Consider the following 17,092-nt stretch of genomic DNA (forward strand, 5'->3'; position numbering starts at 1 on the left):
ACTTACCGTCAGCTGGGGTCGGAACCGCGAATGGCGGCGAGCCAGATGGCGGTGGCGGCGGCTACCGAGGTGGCAGCGAGGAAGGCAATGAAGCCACCTGCGGATACATAGACCCACATGAGGGCTACGAAGGGAGCGGCGACGGTGGATTGGGCGTCGAGCAGTAGGCGGCGACGAATCCGAGCCGAGTCGGTGGCGAGGATCGGAGCATCGGGATCGGGACGGGATGGGTTGTCGATCAAGCGGCCGGGCGGTTCGGAGCTGCGAGCCTTTCCGGATGGGTAGAAGTGCAGGTTGGTGGTGTCGACGGATCGGTCGGTCACCTCGGCCTCGGACTCGGTCATGCCGAGCAGCGCCGAGTCGAAAAATACTGGTAACCAGCGAGTTCGATAGTTTTCGGTGATCTCGAGCCAGCTACGGCTGACGAGCCGATGCTGCTGTCGCACTCGCTTGATCTCCACGGTGCGCGTGGCATCGCTTCGAGCGCTGCTGCGGCTTGCCCCCTCGCGCTCCGCGCTGCTACTACCTGAGCTTCCGGCGCTGCCGCTTGTGCCGCTACTGGCATCGAGGTGCGAGCCGCCATCGCCATCGCCGCGAGATGAATCCGTTCGGCGTGGACCGATGTCCGCCAAGCCATTCGGCAGCATGCCCAACGCTCTGACAAGCTGAAAACCCGTATAGCCCAGAATGCCCAGCGCAACAGTGGCCAACGCCGCCACCTGGTCCAAGTCGCCGAACGGCGCCCAGGCCAGGCAGACAACCAAGGCGCCGATCGTCACGGAGAGCGGATAGGCCAAGGGATGGCCCGGTCCGAATTTCACTTCAGGAAGCCGACTTTGGTGTAGTCGGGCGAGGCGAGCCCGAAGGCGCCGTAGTTGGCGAGGTTATCGCGTACCGCATAGGTGCCCGAGGCCTGCTGCAGTGGCACCGAATAGCCCTCGGCGAAGATCATCTGGTCGCATTCGTTCGCCAATTCGATGGCCTTCGCCGGGTCGAGTTCGGCAATGGTCTGTTCGATCAGCGCGTTCAGTTCCGGGGAGCCGATGCGAGCCTTATTGCCCATCAGATTCGCCGGATCGTAGGCGTAGACCTGCGGCAGCGCACCCAGGGGGAGAACGCTACCGCCCCAGCTGAACTGGGCGATATCGAAGTTGCCCGGATCGATCACATTCTTGAACAAACCGCTGCCGGGGACGGTTTGGATGGTCATCTTCACCCCGACCCGCGCCAGGTTCTGCTGCACGATCTGCGCGGTCTGCACCCAGGCTTCCTGCTGGTACATCACATCGCGCAATTCGAGTTTGCGGCCGTCCTTTTCGCGAACGTCGCCATTGAGCTTCCAGCCGAGCGCGTCGAGCATTCGCGCCGCCTCGTCCGGATCGAAGGCGATGGGGGCCGAATTGTCCTGGTAACCCTTCTGGCCCTTCATGTAGATGTGGTTGTTCAGCGGCGTCGGGTTGTCGACGACACCGTTCTGGGCGGCGCTCACCAGCGCTTGACGATCGATCGCCTTCGAAACGGCAATCCGCAGTTGCGGATCCGACAGCAGCGCGCCGGGGGCGCCGTTGAAGGTCAGATGCGACCAACTCGGCTCGGGGGTACGCCGGATGACCACATTCTTCGAATTCCGCGCACCGGTCACATTCTCGATCCCGGACATGTACGCGTAGTCGATCTCGTTGTTCTGGATACCGGGCAGCACCGCGGAATCGTCGAGCACGCTCAGCGTGATGGTGTCCAGCTTCGGCGTATCGCCCCACCATTTCGGATTGCGCCCCAGGGTGATCCGGTTCTGCGCGCGATCTATGGAGGTAATGACGAACGGCCCGGAACTGACCGGCAGTCCGTCGCGATCGAGATTGCTGAATGCCTCCGGATTCGCGGTGACCGCCTTGGGGTACAGCGGTGAGAATTGCCCCTGCCATTCGGCGTACGGCTTATCGAAGGTGACGATCGCCTGCAGATCGTCGACGCCGCGCTCGACCTTCCCGACCCGATCGAATCCACTCGATGACGAGATGAGGAAACCGGGATCCTTACCGCTGAGCGCGGCCGCCTCCGATCGCAGGTCCTCCCAGGTGATCGGGCTGCCATCGGACCATACGGCTTTCGGGTTGATCGTGTAGGTGACCTGTTGGGGGTTGGTATTGGTCAGCTTGATATCGGTGAAGTAATTGTGGTCGACCGTCAGCTCACCCGCCGCATTGCTGGTCCACGGCGACGGCAGCGTCGGATTGATAGCGGAGGCAGTGCTTTCGGTATTGCCGTCGACGTGCAGGTAGTTGAACGACTCCGGGAACGAGCTCAGTGCCAGCCGAAGATTGCCGCCGTCGCGCAGTTCGCCGCGATCCTTCGGATTGATGTCATTGGTGCTACCGATATCCACCGTGCCCGGAGTGATGCTGTTATCGGAGCAACCGGTCGCGATCAGACCGAGCGCGACAACCGGCACTGCCACCGCGGTTGCGAATCTCATTTCTCGAACCCGACCTTCGTGTAGTCCGCCGACGCGAGGCCGAAGGCGCCATAGTTGGCCAGCCCTTCGCGTACCGCGACGGTGCCCGCGGACTGCACGATGGGCAGCGAGAAGCCCTCCTCGAAGATCATCTTGTCGCACTCGTTCGCCAGCTCGATGGCCTTATCGGGATCGAGTTCGGCGATTGTCCGCTCGATCAGCGCATTCAGTTCGGGCGAACCGATCTTGCCCTTATTGCTCAATGTATTCGCCGGGTCGAAGGCGTAGATCTGCGGCAGCGCACCGAGCGGAAGGATGCCACCGCTCCAGGTGAACTGGACGATGTCGAAGTTGCCCGGATCGACCACATCGGTGAAAAGTCCATTGCCCGGGTAGGTCTGGATGATCAGCTTGACGCCGATCTTGGCCAGATTCTGCTGAGCGATCTGGGCCATCTGCACCCAGCTCTCCTGCTGGTACATCACATCGCGGATTTCCAGCTTGCGGCCGTCCTTTTCGCGGACATCACCGTTGAGCTTCCACCCCAGGTCATCGAGTTCTTTGGCGGCTTGGTCGGGGTTGTAGGCCACCGCTGCCGCATTGTCCTGGTAACCCTTCTGACCGACCATGAAGATGTGGTTGTCGAGCGGCTTGGGATCGACCACGACGCCCTGTTGCGATGAGGTCGCGATGGCCTGCCGATCGATACCCTTCGAAATGGCGACGCGCAGCTTCGGATCCGCGAGGATCGAGCCGGGCGCGCCATTGAAGGTGAAGTGCGAGAACCGCGGCGCGGGCGCGCGGCGCACCTTGATACCGGGCGCGTTCGAGGCGGTCTTGACCTCATCGATGCCCGAGACCGACGCCGAATCCAGTTCGTTGTTCTGCAGCGCGTTCAGCCGGGCCGAGTAGTCGAGCACGCTGTAGGTGACCGTATCCAGCTTCGGCGTATCGCCCCACCATTTCGGATTGCGGCTCAAGACGATTCGCTGCTGCGCCTTATCGATCGAGGTGATCATGAACGGCCCCGCCGAAACCGGCAGACCGTTGCGGTTGACGTCGTCGAAGGCCTGCGGGGTCGCGGTCGAGGCCTTGGGGTAGACCGTGCTGAAGATGCCCTGCCATTCCGCATAGTGCTGGGCCATGGTGACGATCGCCTGCCGGTCGTCGACACCGCGTTCGACCGTGCCGATCTGGGCGTAGCCCTGCGTTGCCGCTACCTGGAAGGCTGGGTTGCGCCCACTGAGCGCGTCGGCCTGGGATTTCAGATCTTCCCAGGTGATCGGCGTCCCATCGGTCCAGACCGCCTTGGGATTGATCGTGTAAACGATGGTCTGCGGATTCGTATTGGTGAGTTTGATCTCGGTGAAATAGTTGGTGTCGGTGGTGATACTGCCCGCCGCATCGGATTTGACCGAACCCGGCAACGCCCAACCCACCAGATCGGAAGCCTCAGCGTCGGAGTCGACGTGGGATGCGTTGAAGGTCGCCGGGAAGTTCGTCAGCGCCAGCCGCAGATTCCCGCCGTCGCGCAATTCGCTGGTGTCCTTCGGATTGATGTCATTGGCCGTGCCGATCGAGCTGGAACCCGCCGTCACGTCATCGCCCGAGCCGCACCCGGACAGAATCAGCGCGATGGCGACGGCGGGTGCCGCGATCCGAATTCCCACCCGGCGCTGCCGGGAGATGCGTGCTGTTGTCATTTCACGAATCCGATCTTGGTGTAGTCGTAGGAGGCGAGGCCGGGGGAACCGATATTGGCGAGATTCGCGCGGACGCCGAAGCTGCCGTCGCTCTGCATCAATGGCAGCGAATGACCCTCCTCGAACACCTTGCGATCCACTTCATTGGCCAGCTCGAGCGCCTTCGCCGGATCCAGCTCCGACAGGGTGCGATCGATCAGGGCATTGAGTTCCGGTGAGCCGATGCGGGCGTAATTGCCCTGCAGGTCGTTCGGGTCGTAGTAGTACGTCTGTCGAATACTGCTGAACGCGAACGCATCACCCACCCAGATGAACTGGGCGGCATCGAAATCACCGGGGTGTATGACATCGGTGAAATACCCGGCGCCGGGCCTGGTGTCGATGGTCAGGCCAACTCCGATTCGGGCGAGATTCTGTTGGATGATCTGAGCGATCTGCACCCAGGTCGGATCGTTGTACATGACATCGCGGATGACGAGCTTGCGCCCGTCCTTCTCCCGCACATCGCCATTGAGCTTCCACCCCGCCTCGTCGAGTTCGCGCGCCGCGGCGGTCGGATCGAAACCGGGGCTATTGTCCTGATAGCCCGCCTGACCCTGCAGGAAGATGTGATTGTTCAGCGGCTTCGGATTCTCCACCAGCCCGTTCTGAATCGCGGTGACGATCGCCTGCCGATCGATGGCCTTCGAAATGGCAACGCGCACCTTGGCATCGGACAGGATGGACCCCGGCGCGCCATTGAAGGTGATGTGGCGCCAGCGATTACCCGGTGCACGGCGCACCACCAGGCCGCCGGTATTGCGCACCGTCTGGACGTCGTCGACCGTGGTCAACTGCACCAGGTCGAGTTCGTTGTTCTGCAGCGCGGTCGTCCAGGCCGAGTGGTCGAGCACGCTGTAGGTAATGGTGTCGAGTTTGGGCTTGTCGCCCCACCATTTCGGATTGTGGCCCAGCACGATTCGGCCCTGCGACCGGTCGGTGGCGACAACCTGGAACGGTCCGGCGCTCGGTCCCATCGCATCGGCCAGGCTCTTATTGAATGAATCCGGATCGGCGGTAACGGATTTCGGGAACAGCGAGGCATTGCCCGCGAACTGGCCGCGCCATTCGGCGTAGGGGCGGCTGAAGGTCAGCACGGCCTGGCGATCGTCGACGCCGCGTTCCACTTTGTCCACGAATTCGAAACCGTTGGTGATGGCGATCAGGAACCGCTTGTCCCTACCGCTGAGCGCATTGGCCTCGGATTTGATGTCTTCCCACGTGATCGGATTGCCGTCGGACCAAACGGCCTTCGGATTGATCGTGTACGTGACCTGCTGCGGATTGGTGCCGGTCAGCGCGACATCGGTGAAAAAGTCCTTGTTGATGGACAATTCGCCCGCCGCGTTGGTATCGAACGCGCGCGGCATCAGCGGTCGTTCGATATCGGCTATCTCGCCGTCGTTGCCGTCATTGGACAGGGTGTTCCAGTTGGCAGGATACGTCGTGACCGCCAGGCGCAGATTTCCGCCGTCGCGGATTTCGTCGACGTTCATGGGGTTGATGTCGTTGGTGGTGCCGAGCGTATCCGACAGCCCCGCCGTCGAATCGCCGCCCGAGCCACAGCCCGCCGTGATCAGACCCAATACGATCAAAGCCAGCGCGGCAACCGGTGCCGTCCCCTTGGTTCGGGTTCTCGATCGCATCGCGCTCTCCCTCTATCGGCTGACGACAGGCACCGGGACCGCATCGATCAACGCGCGGGTGTAGTCGTTGCTCGGACGGTCGAAGATCTGTTCGGCGGGCCCGGCCTCGACGATCTTCCCGCGATACATGACCGCGATGTCGTGGGCCAGATTGCGGACCACCGAAAGATCATGCGAGACGAACAGATAGGACAGACCGTGCTCGGTCTGCAGGTTGCGCAGCAGATTCAGCACGCCCGCCTGGATCGACACATCCAGTGACGACACCGGTTCGTCGAGTACGAGAATCTCCGGATCCAGGGCCAGCGCGCGGGCAATGCTGATGCGTTGTTTCTGGCCGCCGGAGAAGTCGGCGGGGTAGCGGTCGGCGTGTTCGGGCCGCAGCCCCACCTGTTCGAGCAATTGCGGTATCCGCTTGGCGATTTCGGTCCGGGGACGGCCATCGATGCGCATCGGTTCGGCGAGCACGTCGAAGATCGGCAGCCGCGGGTCGAGTGCGGCCGTCGGATCTTGGAAGACGATCTGCATCTTCCGGCGGATCTCCCGTTTGCGCGCCTTGGTCACGGTCGCGATATCGCTGCCCATGATCTCGATGGTGCCCGCTTGCGGCTTCACCAGTTCGAGAATCTGGGTGAGTGTGGTGGATTTTCCGGATCCGGACTCGCCGACCAGCGCCAATGTGCGCCCGGCACGCACCTCGAAGCTGATGCCGTCGACGGCGCGGACCTCACCCTTGCGGCGCTTGAACACCACACCGGAGGTGATCGGGTAGGTCTTCACCAGATCCGAAACCCGCAGCACCACACGCTCATCGGTATCAGCTTCGGCGCTCGGTTCCGGGATCTCCTGACGGTAGGCCTCGAACAGATCGGCGGAGGTGACTTCGGCGGTCCGGATGCAGGCGGCCGAATGGCCGGGGCCGGTCTTCTCCAATGGCGGCTCGGCCGCATGGCAGTCATCGATCGCTATCGGGCAGCGCGGCGCGAACGAGCAACCCGGCGGCAGCGCGTGCATGGCCGGGGGTGCGCCGACGATCGGGATCAGCGGACCGCGGGGCGGGCCATCCATGCGCGGAATCGAACCGAGCAGGCCGACCGTATACGGCATCCGCGGCGCGGCGAAAAGTTCTGCCGCCGGGGCGGTTTCAACGATCTTCCCGGCGTACATCACCGCGACCCGATCGGCGAGCGTGGCCGCGATACCCATATCGTGGGTGATCATGATGACACCGGCGCCGGTGATATCGCGCGCCTTGCGCAGCAGATTCAGGATCTGCTTCTGCACCGTCACATCGAGTGCGGTGGTCGGCTCATCGCAGATGATCAGCGCGGGATCATTGGCAATGGCCATGGCGATGACCACCCGCTGACGCATACCGCCGGAGAATTCGTGCGGAAATGCCTTGGCGCGCAACGCCGGTTCCGGAATGCCGACCAGATCCAGCAGTTCCACGGCCCGCGCGGAGGCCGCTCGGCTGGTCATATCCGTATGCGCCAGTAGTGCTTCGGCGACCTGATCGCCGACCCGGTACACCGGCGTCAGCGCCGAAAGCGGGTCCTGGAACACCATGCTGATCGAACGTCCACGCAGCTTGGACAATTGGCGATCGCCCAGCCCGAGCAGTTCGCGCCCGCGCAACCGGATGGAGCCGTTGATCCGCGCCTGCTCCGGCAGCAATCCGATCACCGCGAGCGAGGAGACCGACTTACCCGATCCGGATTCACCGACGATCGCGAGCACTTCACCATCGGAGACGGCGTAGTTCACCCCGCGCACCGCATCGATGCGGCCCTCTTCGCTGGGGAAGGAAACCCGAAGATCGGAGACCTCCAACAGCGGTGCGGTGGAGTTCTTCTCGATGGCGACGTTATCGCCCGTCATGCCGCTACCTTCTTTTCCGAGCCGGCCTTCTTGCGTGAGCGAGCCCGTTTGGCACTGGGGTCGAATGCGTCGCGCAAACCGTCACCGACCAGATTCGCCGAGAGCACGATGACGATCAGCAGTCCACCGGCGAACATGAACAGCCAGGGGAAAGTGAGCGCCGATGCGGTGCCCGAGGCGATGAGCGTGCCGAGTGACACATCCGGGGACTGCACACCGAATCCGAGGAAGCTCAAACCGGTTTCGGCCATGATCGATGCGCCCACCGACAGCGTTGTGTCGATGATCAGGATCGATGCGATATTCGGCAGGATATGGCTCAGGATCACCGTCCTGGTCGGCGCGCCCATATACCGTGCCGCCTTGACGAATTCGCGTTCGCGCAGACTCATGGTCAACCCGCGCACAATGCGCGCGCTGATCATCCAGCCGAAGACGCTCAGCAGCAGGATCAGCAGCAGGATGGACCCGCTGCCCTTGGTCTTCGGTGCGAAGAGGGCGACGATGATGAAGCTCGGTACCACCAGCAGCAGATCGACCAGCCACATGATGGCCCGATCGGTGAAACCGCCGATGAGTCCGGCGATCGAACCGGTCAGTGCCGCGATGGTGGTGCTGATGATGGCGACGCAGAAGCCGATGATCAGCGACTTCTGCATGCCACGAAGGGTTTGGGCGAGCACATCGTGCCCGATGGCATCGGTACCGAAGGGGTGCTCGGCCGACGGCGGTTTACGCAGCGCCGTGCCGTCGAGTTGCTGATAGTCCCAGGTCCAGAAGTACGGCAGCACATAGGCGACCAGCACCAGGATCAGTAGCATGAGCACGCCCGCGACCGCGGACTTATTGCGCAGGAAGCGCCGCAGTACCAGCCTGCGCCGACCCGAGGCGGCCGCGACCTCCGGCGCGCCTTGGACAATGATCTCGGCTTCCGTCATGACCGCGCCTCGCTAGCGCTCGGTTCCGTCACGCCGGACCGTGCTGTGTTGATGGCTCGTTCGCTGCGCTCACTCACGACACACGCACCCTGGGGTCGAGAATCGCGTACACGATATCGGAGAGCAGACCCGACACCAGCACGACAAGACCGGCGAATGCCGTCACCGTGACGACAACGTAGAGGTCCTGGGCATTGATCGAATTGACCAGCCATTCGCCGACGCCGTGCCAGCCGAAGATCTTCTCGGTGAACGTCGCGCCGGTGATCAATCCGCCGAGGCTGTAGGCGAACAGCGTCGCCATCGGGATCAGTGCGGTCCGCAGGCCGTGCTTGTACAGCGCCTTGTTGCGGGTCAAGCCCTTGGCGCGGGCGGTGCGGATGAAATCGCTCTGCAGCACGTCGAGCATGGCATTGCGCTGATAGCGGCTGTAACCGGCCATCGCGCCCAGTGCCAGACCGGCCGTCGGCAGGACCAGATGCTGGAGCCGGTCGAGCAATTGCGGGAAGAAGCCGTTGATCTTGTTCGCCGAGGTCTCGCCGGTATAGAGGAAGATCTGCGAGCCGGTGAGCGTATTCACTTCCAGCGCACCGTATTTCAACAAAGTGGCGAGCAGGAACACCGGCGTGCTCAGTACCAGCAGAGACACGACCGTGGTGAAGTAATCACTGAATTTGTATTGCCGGATCGCCCCGGCCGCACCGATCAGAACCCCGAGCACCGTACCGACGATCGAACCGATGATCAGCAGCCGCAGACTCACCAGGACCCGGCGCGGCAGCTCCTCACTGACCGGCTGCCCGGCCAGCGTCTGGCCGAAGTCGCCCTGCGGGATACCTTTCAGCCAGCTGATATAGCGCTGTGGGATCGGCTCGTTGAGATGCAGCTGTTCGGCCTTGGCATCGATCACCGCCTGTGGCGGACGTGGATTGCGCTGTTCGAGACTGTCCAGCGGCGTGAACGTCAGTGACGCCAGACTGAACGTCAGGAACGAAGCCAGCAGCAACAGCACGACATAATTGAACGCGCGTCGTAGCAGGAAGCCGGTCATCAGTCCTCTGGTCATACGGCTGGTCGGGCCAGCATCGAGTATTAGTCCCTGATCATAAGGACGTGCGTGCGACCGTGTGTGACACGCGTGAGATCGGCATGTCCTCTATTCTGACGAGACCGGTGCGTCCAGGCTTTTCCGGCGCTCTCCGAGGGACTTCATGAGTTATCCGCAATATGAGCCTTATCCATCGGTTCCGGCACCCGCACCCGGTGGTGGCACCGCGATCACGGCCGGGGTGCTGGCCAGTGTCGGCAGTGTTGGCCAATTGCTAGGCGGCGGTTTGAATATCGTGCTCGGGTTGACCGACCTGGGCGGCGATCTCGCGGAGTACGACTCGACCGGCTTGTTCGCGCAGAGCTGGTTCAGGACCTACCTGCTGGTGACCGGTTCGATCGCCGTGATCTCGGCGTTCCTACTCGGCGTCGGCGCGGTCATGATGTTCACCAGGCGGCCGCTCGGTCGGGTGCCCGTGGTGGCCGGATGTGCGGTGGTGATCGTCGCTGGTATCGCTGGGTACACGGTCACCGTGCACTACACCACCTCGGGCGGTAGCGCGGCCGAGATCGGCGGGGGTATCGGTGGGCTGTTCGGGCTGGTCTTCCCGATCGCGACCGCGGTGCTAGCGCTCGTGCCCGCGACAACGCGCTGGCTCAATTACAGCCCGGTGGCCGCACCGCCTGTTGCCACGTACCCGTACGGGCCTGGCTCGCCGCCCGCGAGGTATTCGTCTGGGCCTGGGGTGCTGTCGGCTGGGTATCCGTCCGGACCTGGGGCGATGTCGGCTGGCTATCAATCTGGGCCTGGGATGCCGCCGGCCGCATATCCATCTGGACCGGGGGTGCCGTCGGCGGGGTATCCGTCCGGACCGGCGGTGCCGTCGGTTGGGTATCAATCTGGGCCTGGGGTGCCACCGTCCGCGTATCCGTCCGCACCTGCCGTGCCACCGGCCGACTATCCGTCCGGCCCGACGCTCTATCCGCCGTCGACCGATTCGCAAGACGGTCCTTCAGCTGGTGATCCCGCTGCGCACCTGAATCCCCAACCGGAGCATCCAGGCACCGATCAGGCGGGCGCACAGCCGCAACGGGGAGCGAATCCGCAGGCAGCGCCCGATTCTTCAGCCCCAGATCTGGTGAAACGGCAGTCCGACCCGACGTTGCACGCCCAGGACTCCCCGTGGCGGCGACCGCCGTCGCAGTGATAGCCGCGACCTCGCCGATATGGTCTTCCGGCAGGATGGAATAGGTGACGCGCCTGCACCTGCCCAAGCCGAAGATGGTTGCCACCGATGTGGACGGCACCCTCATCGATCACGACGAGCGGGTCACCGCGCGAACCAAGGCGGTCGTGGCCGCCCTGATTACCGATGGGGTGCCATTCGTGCTCGCCACCGGACGGCCGCCACGCTGGATCGATCCGGTTGTCGAAGGGCTGGGTTATGCGCCGCTGTGCGTCTGCGGCAACGGTGCGGTGATCTACGACAGCGCCGCCGACCGGGTGCTCACCAGCCGGACCCTGGACGTGGACACTCTCGCCTGGATCGCCGACCTGGCCGAACGCGCACTGCCCGGCTGCGGCCTCGCCGCCGAACGCGTCGGCGCCAGCGCGCATGACGCGGTGACGCCGCAATTCGTGAGTTCGCCGGAATACGAACACGCCTGGCTGAATCCGGATGACACCGAGGTCTCGCGCGAAGAGGTCATCGATGCGCCCGCGATCAAAATGCTGGTTCGACTACGCGGCAGCCTCAGCGCCGATATGCGCGCGGTCCTCGCTCCTCTGATCGGCGACCGCGCCGATATCACCTACTCGACCGACCACGGCCTCATCGAAGTTTCCGCACCCGGCGTCACCAAGGCCTCCGGCCTGGCCATCGTCGCCCAACGCCTCGGTGTCGAACATTCCGCGATCATCGCATTCGGCGATATGCCCAACGATGTTCCGATGCTCACCATCGTCGGCCACGGCGTCGCGATGGCCAACGCGCATCCAGAGGCGCTCGCTGCCGCGGATGAGGTCACGGCGGCGAACAACGAAGACGGCGTTGCGCAGGTACTCGAGCGCTGGTGGGTCTGACCCGAAACCGTTGTGTCCAAAAGCGTTCCGCAACGTGAGGTGTGCGTAGCTCCCGCCGAGGGGGCGCTGAATGGCCCACCACAGCACAGCCCAAGGCGCACCACGCGATCGTCTGTGTCAGCTCGCTGGTGCGGGGGCCGGTGCCGCGACTTGGCCGACCGAGTTGCGGTTGACCTGCTGCTGGTAGGTGTCGTTGTAGGTCTTCCAGACGCTGGTGACGATGCCGGTCAGTTGGTTGAGAACCAGTGACCCGTACTGGAAGTCGGTGCGCAGTCCATTCGGTACCGCGTAGCTGTTGCTAGTCGGCAGCCCCAGGACTCCGGCATCCCCGCCGAGGGCGAGGAAGCGATCCAGGATCGCGCCCAACACCTCGAATGTCTGACCATTCGGTCCGGTATAGATGTACCCGTTGACGAACTTCGCGTACTGCTGCCCCTGCGCGGCGGGCATCGGCTCCGAGGCTGCCGCGCCGAGCGGACCGTCCGGACCGCCCTTATCGGCCCAGTGCTTGGCGATCGGGTTCTGATTCACCATGCCGAGCAACTTGGCCGTGAGGGCGGCCAGCGTGGCGATATCGGACTGGGGTTGCGGGGGGGTCTGCATTTGGGGCTGCTGGGTTGTCGGCGTCTGTGCCTGCTGCTGCGGCTTGGTGGCGGTGCCGGACGGCGTCGATATGCCCGCCGCGATATCCCGAATGCGGTCCATATCGGCGTAGGCGGAGTCACCTGGGCAGCTGGTATTGCCGACGTCGCGGTGTGCGAACACCACCGGCAACCGCACCGCCTCACCCTCTGCATAGGAGGTGAATTCGGTGCCCTCGGAATACATCGTGGTGTAGCCCTTGGGATCCAGGCCCGCGATCTTGGACCGCCACCCGATAAACCGACCGATCGCATTGATCGCCTCGTCCGACGGTTCCTCGGACTCATAGTTGCCCATCAGCGCGACGCCAGCGGTGTTCTCATTGAATCCACCCGCGTGCGCGCCCTGCACCGGACGATCCAGTCCGCCGAAGCGGCCCTCGAAGATCTGGCCGTACTTGTCGACCAGTGCGTTGTAGCCGATATCGCACCAGCCCAACGTTTTTGCGTGATAGGTGTAGATCGCGCGGACAATGCCCGCCGATTCGGCGGGGGTGTAGTCGTTGCGGCCCGCGGTGTGGTGCACGGTGAGCCCGCCGAGCTGGTCGTCGTAGGTGGGTTCCTCGCAGCGGATGGATTCGTCCGCGCCCCACTGGGATCGGGTGATGACATTGGGTCCACCGCCGGGCAGCGCCGCGGCGACATTGTTGAGCGCGCCGTCGATCGCACCGCGACCGGGATCGATCAGCACGGCCGTCAGCGCGGCGGCTGTCTGTGCCGGATCATCCGAACGCCCGGCCGCCGGGGTGGGCAGCATCGGCACGGCGCCCTCGGCGTCACCCGCGACCGGGGGATGAGGCACAGTCGCCACGGCAGGCTTGCGGGTCACCAGGATCTGCACGGAGTTGGTATTGCCGACATAGATCGGTTCGGTGCCGGTCGTACCGCCCGTCGACCGATCATTGCGACGGGTGTCGACGGCTTCGGTGTCGTACCAGGAACCCCAGCTGCCGTCGGACTGGCGGGCCCGAACCAACGCCTTGGTATTCACCAAATCGGGCGCGGTCAGGGCGACCACACTGAACGGGGTATCACGGCTGAGCTCCTTGACCTGCGCGCCGACCTGAGTGAGGAGTTCCGGTGGGACGGCGCCGGGCGCCAGTGCCGGTGTGTCGGGTGTGACGTCGGGCTCGAGCTGGGCGGGATCGGCGATGAAAGCGGCAGCTGTGGAAAGGCCTTGGGTCGGTTGACCAGTGGTGCCCTCGGTGGGGAAGGAGGTCTGAGCTGGGATGGCCTGGGCGGGTGTCGATTGACCTGGCGTGGTTTGGCCGGGAAGCGATTGGCCTGGGATTGCTTGGCCGGGAAGTGACTGGCCAGGGATTGCTTGGCCGAGGAGTGACTGGCCAGGGAGTGACTGGCTGTAGGTGCTTTGGTCGGGAAGTGATTGGGTGGGGGCGCCTTGTGGGAGTGTTTGGTCGGGAAGTGATTGGGTGGGGGCGCCCTGCGGGAGTGTTTGGTCGGGAAGCGATTGGGCGGGGGCGCCCTGCGGGAGTGCTTGGCCCGGAAGCGATTGGGCGGGGGCGCCCTGTCCTGGGACGGTTTGGCCCGGAAGTGATTGGGTGGGGCTGTTCTGGCCCGGAACCGTCTGGCCGGGCAGTGCTTGGCCAGGTAGTGGTTGGATCGGAACTGTTCGGCCAGGTAGGGATTGCCCGGGAACGTATTGTCCGGGAACCGATGGGCTCGGTGTGCTCTGTCCGGAATCGAGCTGGGGTAGGGGAATTTCCTTCGGTAGCTCGACGCCGGGTGGCAGCGGCAAACCTTGGGGAACCGGAATTGATTCTGGAATCGGCAGCATGCGTAGATCCGAAAGATGCAGATCAGGCAGGTCGAGACCGGTGAGTTCGCGCAGCGGGAGGGTGATGTCGGGGACCGTGGTGAGGACCACTTCGGCCAATTGCGCGGGGATTGCGGTGAGCTCGCTACCAGTTGTCGGGCGGTAATCGGTCGAGTCGCTCAGCGTGAAGGTCGCGAGCGGGGCCGCTACCGCAAGTGTGGTGATAACCGGGAGTACGTAGGAACGTTTCGGTTTGCGGTACGGCACGAGCAGCTCCAATCAGGTCGAACCGGGCGATCATCTGCATGAATGTCAGGGTTGCTTCCTGATGCATCAACGATCACACTAGTTTACAACTGTCACATATCTAAACCTCTGGTTGAGGATTATTGTGATTGCTCAAATGTAGCTCTCGATTTGCGCGGGTATGGAACGACATGCCGACAGGCGGAACCGACCAGGTCCTGGAAAACCGTGGGAGTGAACGGATGCGAAGCAAGCGGCACCGGAATGACACGACGCGGGGGAGTGAAAATTGCGCCTGAAAATGAGTGCGCCGCGCGGCCGAATTGGCCGACGGCAGATATCGGGAACTCCGATTTCCATCCGATCGGCGCTGTTCACGGGTGGTGCGGCCGTCCTGGCGGGCACCGTATTCGCGTTCTGGGTCTGGCCGAGCGACGCCCTTCTCCGGCCCGTGGCGGGCCCGGGCCACGGGCGCGGGATGAGTCAGGTCGGCGCGTTCGACAGCGCCCTGGAGGGCTGGGCCGCCGAGCGAATTCTCGATCACTACTACCCGGGCGCGACGCTCGGCAAAATCTCGGTGACCACTGTCGGGGTGCGGCTGTTCGCCCAGGACGACTCGACACTGGACGCCTATGCCGATGCCGGATTGCGAGTCGCGGGCCACATGCTGCCGCGGGGTCAGGTCGCCCATCTCACCGCGCTGCCCGACGGTGGCGCGAATGTGGTTGTCACGGCGGGTTGCGACGGTGCGGTGCTGTGGCAGCGGGCGACCGCCGACCCGTGGATCTATCCGCTCAATCCGCGCCCGAACCGTCCCGCCGCCGAACATCTAACGCTGTGCGACGGTTCGACATATCGCGGCTCACTCGGTGTCGCGATGGAAAACGGTAAGGCGCGCACGGTGAATCGCGTCGACGTCGAGGACTATCTACTCGGCGTCGTCCCGGCCGAGGTTCAAGCCAACTGGGTCGACAAGGGAGCGACGGAAGCCCTTCGCGCACAGGCGATCGCGGCACGTTCGTACGCGCTGGCCGAGCACCGTTACCCATACGCGCAGACCTGCGACAGCACCGACTGCCAGGAGTATCCCGGCACCGCCAAGGAGGATCCGCGCGCGAGCGCCGTCATCGCGTCGACCGCGGGCACAGTGCTGTTGCGGGACGGCCGAATTCTGCGTTCGGAGTACTCTTCCGCACCGAACGGTGGCGAACCCGCCGATATCTACGCCTTCGATGTCGGACCGACCCCCGCCGAACTCGGCACCCCGGTGGTCGGCGCAGGCACATCCGTGGATCCGCGCAAGCAAACCCTCGTCGCCGAATCCCCGATCGATGCCGAATACCGCCGGATCGGCGGCGCGAGCAGTCCGGTCGGCCAGCCACTCGGTCCGGAAATGGCGCTACCCGAAAACGGCGGCACCTACCGGCTTTTCACCAATGGCGTCATCATCGCGACACCAACGCTCGGCGCCCGAGTCGTCGACTTCACGACACTGATGCAGCTGGTGCCGGATACCCATGCGGGCAAGCCCCCCAGCACCGTGCCGCCGGGCGACAACGAGCGCGCCTTACCGCCCGGCGCAAATGGCGCGCCCGACAGTGCAGTGCCCGGTGGTGCGAATGGCGCGGCCGAAGGTGTGCTGCCTGGCAGTGCGGTATCGCCTGGCGCGAGTGGCGCAACCGAGAGTGCCGTGCTCGGTGGTGCAAATGGCTCGACTGAAAGTGTGCAGCCCGGAAGGACGGTGCCACTCGGTGGCGCCGCTAGCGTGCTGCCCGATGGCGGAATATCCCCCGACAGTGCGTTGTCGGGCGGTGCGAATGGCGCCCCCGAAAGTGTGCGGCCTGGCGGGCCGAATGACGCGTCCGAGAGCGCCGTGCCCCGCGTTGCATATGGCGCGCCGGAACATTTGCAGCCCGGAGGGACGGTAGCGCCCGGTGGCGCACCTGCAAGCGTGCTGCCCGATGGTCGAATATCTCACGACAGCGCGTTGTCGGGCGGTGCGAATGACGCGCCCGAAAGTGTCGGGCCTGGCGGCAACGCCTTGTCCGACAGTGCGGTGTCCGATGGCAATCCCCTGCCCGGGAGCGCAACTTCGGCCGGAGATGCGCTCGGACCCAGAACCGCCGTCTCGCCGGGAATTCCCGCAGCGGCAGGTAGCGCCATAGCACCGGAGGCCTCGGTCCTGTCCGTGACCACCGTCGCCCCGACCACCGCCTCAACGCCGACCCCGCCACGCCCACGCGCTCCCGCGATCGCCCCGGCGGCGCCGACAAGCGAGGAATCGGAGCTGAGCGAAGAGCTCTAATCGCATTCCGCACCCTCGCGGACCGCTGCCCCGATCCATGGGCGGCTGTGCCTTCCGCCTCTGCGTCGCAGTCGGTGTCGTGTTGACCATTTGGCTGGGCGGACCTGAATGCGGAGCCTTTCGCGCACGCTCGCGCCGTTGCGCCCGGTGGTGAGTGGCTGCGGGTTTCGCCTGAGCGTCGCAGTCGGTGCGGTGTTGACGATCAGGCCTGAATGCGGAGCCCTAGGGGCTTTTCGCGCACGCTCGCGCCGTTGCCCCAGCTCGTGGGCGGCTGCGGTGTCCGCATGGTCGCCGATATCGCTATCGAGGCGAATCCGCTTGCGCGACAGAGTCA

General features: G+C 64.3%; 11 protein-coding genes. 3 read left to right on the forward strand and 8 right to left on the reverse strand.

Annotated features, from left to right (window positions below):
- Nucleotides 1-8: 8 nt before the first annotated feature.
- From ACQP2U_RS01080 to ACQP2U_RS01110, 7 genes are all read right to left on the reverse strand, one after another.
- Nucleotides 9-821 (reverse strand): hypothetical protein, encoded by an 813-nt coding sequence (locus ACQP2U_RS01080; protein ID WP_433712950.1) that lies wholly within the window; start codon nt 819-821, stop codon nt 9-11.
- Nucleotides 818-2,476, reverse strand: coding sequence for an ABC transporter family substrate-binding protein (locus ACQP2U_RS01085; protein WP_433712952.1), 1,659 nt, complete (start codon nt 2,474-2,476; stop codon nt 818-820). Before ACQP2U_RS01085 ends, ACQP2U_RS01080 begins: the two co-directional genes overlap by 4 nt.
- Nucleotides 2,473-4,158, reverse strand: a complete 1,686-nt coding sequence (locus ACQP2U_RS01090; protein ID WP_433712953.1) for an ABC transporter family substrate-binding protein — start codon at nt 4,156-4,158, stop codon at nt 2,473-2,475. Before ACQP2U_RS01090 ends, ACQP2U_RS01085 begins: the two co-directional genes overlap by 4 nt.
- The gene (locus tag ACQP2U_RS01095; RefSeq protein ID WP_433712954.1) at nt 4,155-5,843 is read right to left on the reverse strand and encodes an ABC transporter family substrate-binding protein; all 1,689 of its coding nucleotides are present in this window, start codon (nt 5,841-5,843) and stop codon (nt 4,155-4,157) included. The genes ACQP2U_RS01090 and ACQP2U_RS01095 overlap by 4 nt, the downstream gene beginning before the upstream one ends.
- Nucleotides 5,844-5,855: 12 nt before the next feature.
- Nucleotides 5,856-7,724, reverse strand: a complete 1,869-nt coding sequence (locus ACQP2U_RS01100) for an ABC transporter ATP-binding protein (RefSeq protein ID WP_433712955.1) — start codon at nt 7,722-7,724, stop codon at nt 5,856-5,858.
- Nucleotides 7,721-8,662, reverse strand: a complete 942-nt coding sequence (locus ACQP2U_RS01105) for an ABC transporter permease (protein ID WP_433712956.1) — start codon at nt 8,660-8,662, stop codon at nt 7,721-7,723. The genes ACQP2U_RS01100 and ACQP2U_RS01105 overlap by 4 nt, the downstream gene beginning before the upstream one ends.
- A gap of 73 nt (nt 8,663-8,735) precedes the next feature.
- A complete protein-coding gene (locus ACQP2U_RS01110; protein ID WP_364349416.1) occupies nt 8,736-9,713 on the reverse strand; it encodes an ABC transporter permease in 978 nt (325 codons plus the stop codon).
- Between the two features lie 160 nt (nt 9,714-9,873).
- Here ACQP2U_RS01110 and ACQP2U_RS01115 point away from each other — a divergent pair, with 160 nt between their 5' ends.
- Nucleotides 9,874-10,917: a hypothetical protein gene (locus ACQP2U_RS01115; RefSeq protein ID WP_433712957.1), complete on the forward strand. Its 1,044-nt coding sequence runs from the start codon at nt 9,874-9,876 to the stop codon at nt 10,915-10,917.
- Nucleotides 10,918-10,991: 74 nt separating this feature from the next.
- Nucleotides 10,992-11,792 carry an HAD family hydrolase gene (locus ACQP2U_RS01120; RefSeq protein ID WP_433716796.1) on the forward strand — a complete coding sequence of 267 codons (801 nt, stop codon included), beginning with the start codon at nt 10,992-10,994 and terminating at the stop codon, nt 11,790-11,792.
- Nucleotides 11,793-11,909: 117 nt separating this feature from the next.
- Here ACQP2U_RS01120 and ACQP2U_RS01125 read toward each other — a convergent pair whose 3' ends face one another.
- Entirely contained in the window at nt 11,910-14,474 is a 2,565-nt protein-coding gene (locus ACQP2U_RS01125) for an N-acetylmuramoyl-L-alanine amidase (RefSeq protein ID WP_433712959.1), read from the reverse strand.
- A gap of 280 nt (nt 14,475-14,754) precedes the next feature.
- Between ACQP2U_RS01125 and ACQP2U_RS01130 the strand changes: the two genes are divergently transcribed.
- Nucleotides 14,755-16,758 carry a SpoIID/LytB domain-containing protein gene (locus ACQP2U_RS01130; protein ID WP_433712960.1) on the forward strand — a complete coding sequence of 668 codons (2,004 nt, stop codon included), beginning with the start codon at nt 14,755-14,757 and terminating at the stop codon, nt 16,756-16,758.
- Nucleotides 16,759-17,092 lie beyond the last annotated feature (334 nt).

This window comes from Nocardia sp. CA-084685 (assembly GCF_050955785.1).
GTDB lineage: Bacteria > Actinomycetota > Actinomycetes > Mycobacteriales > Mycobacteriaceae > Nocardia.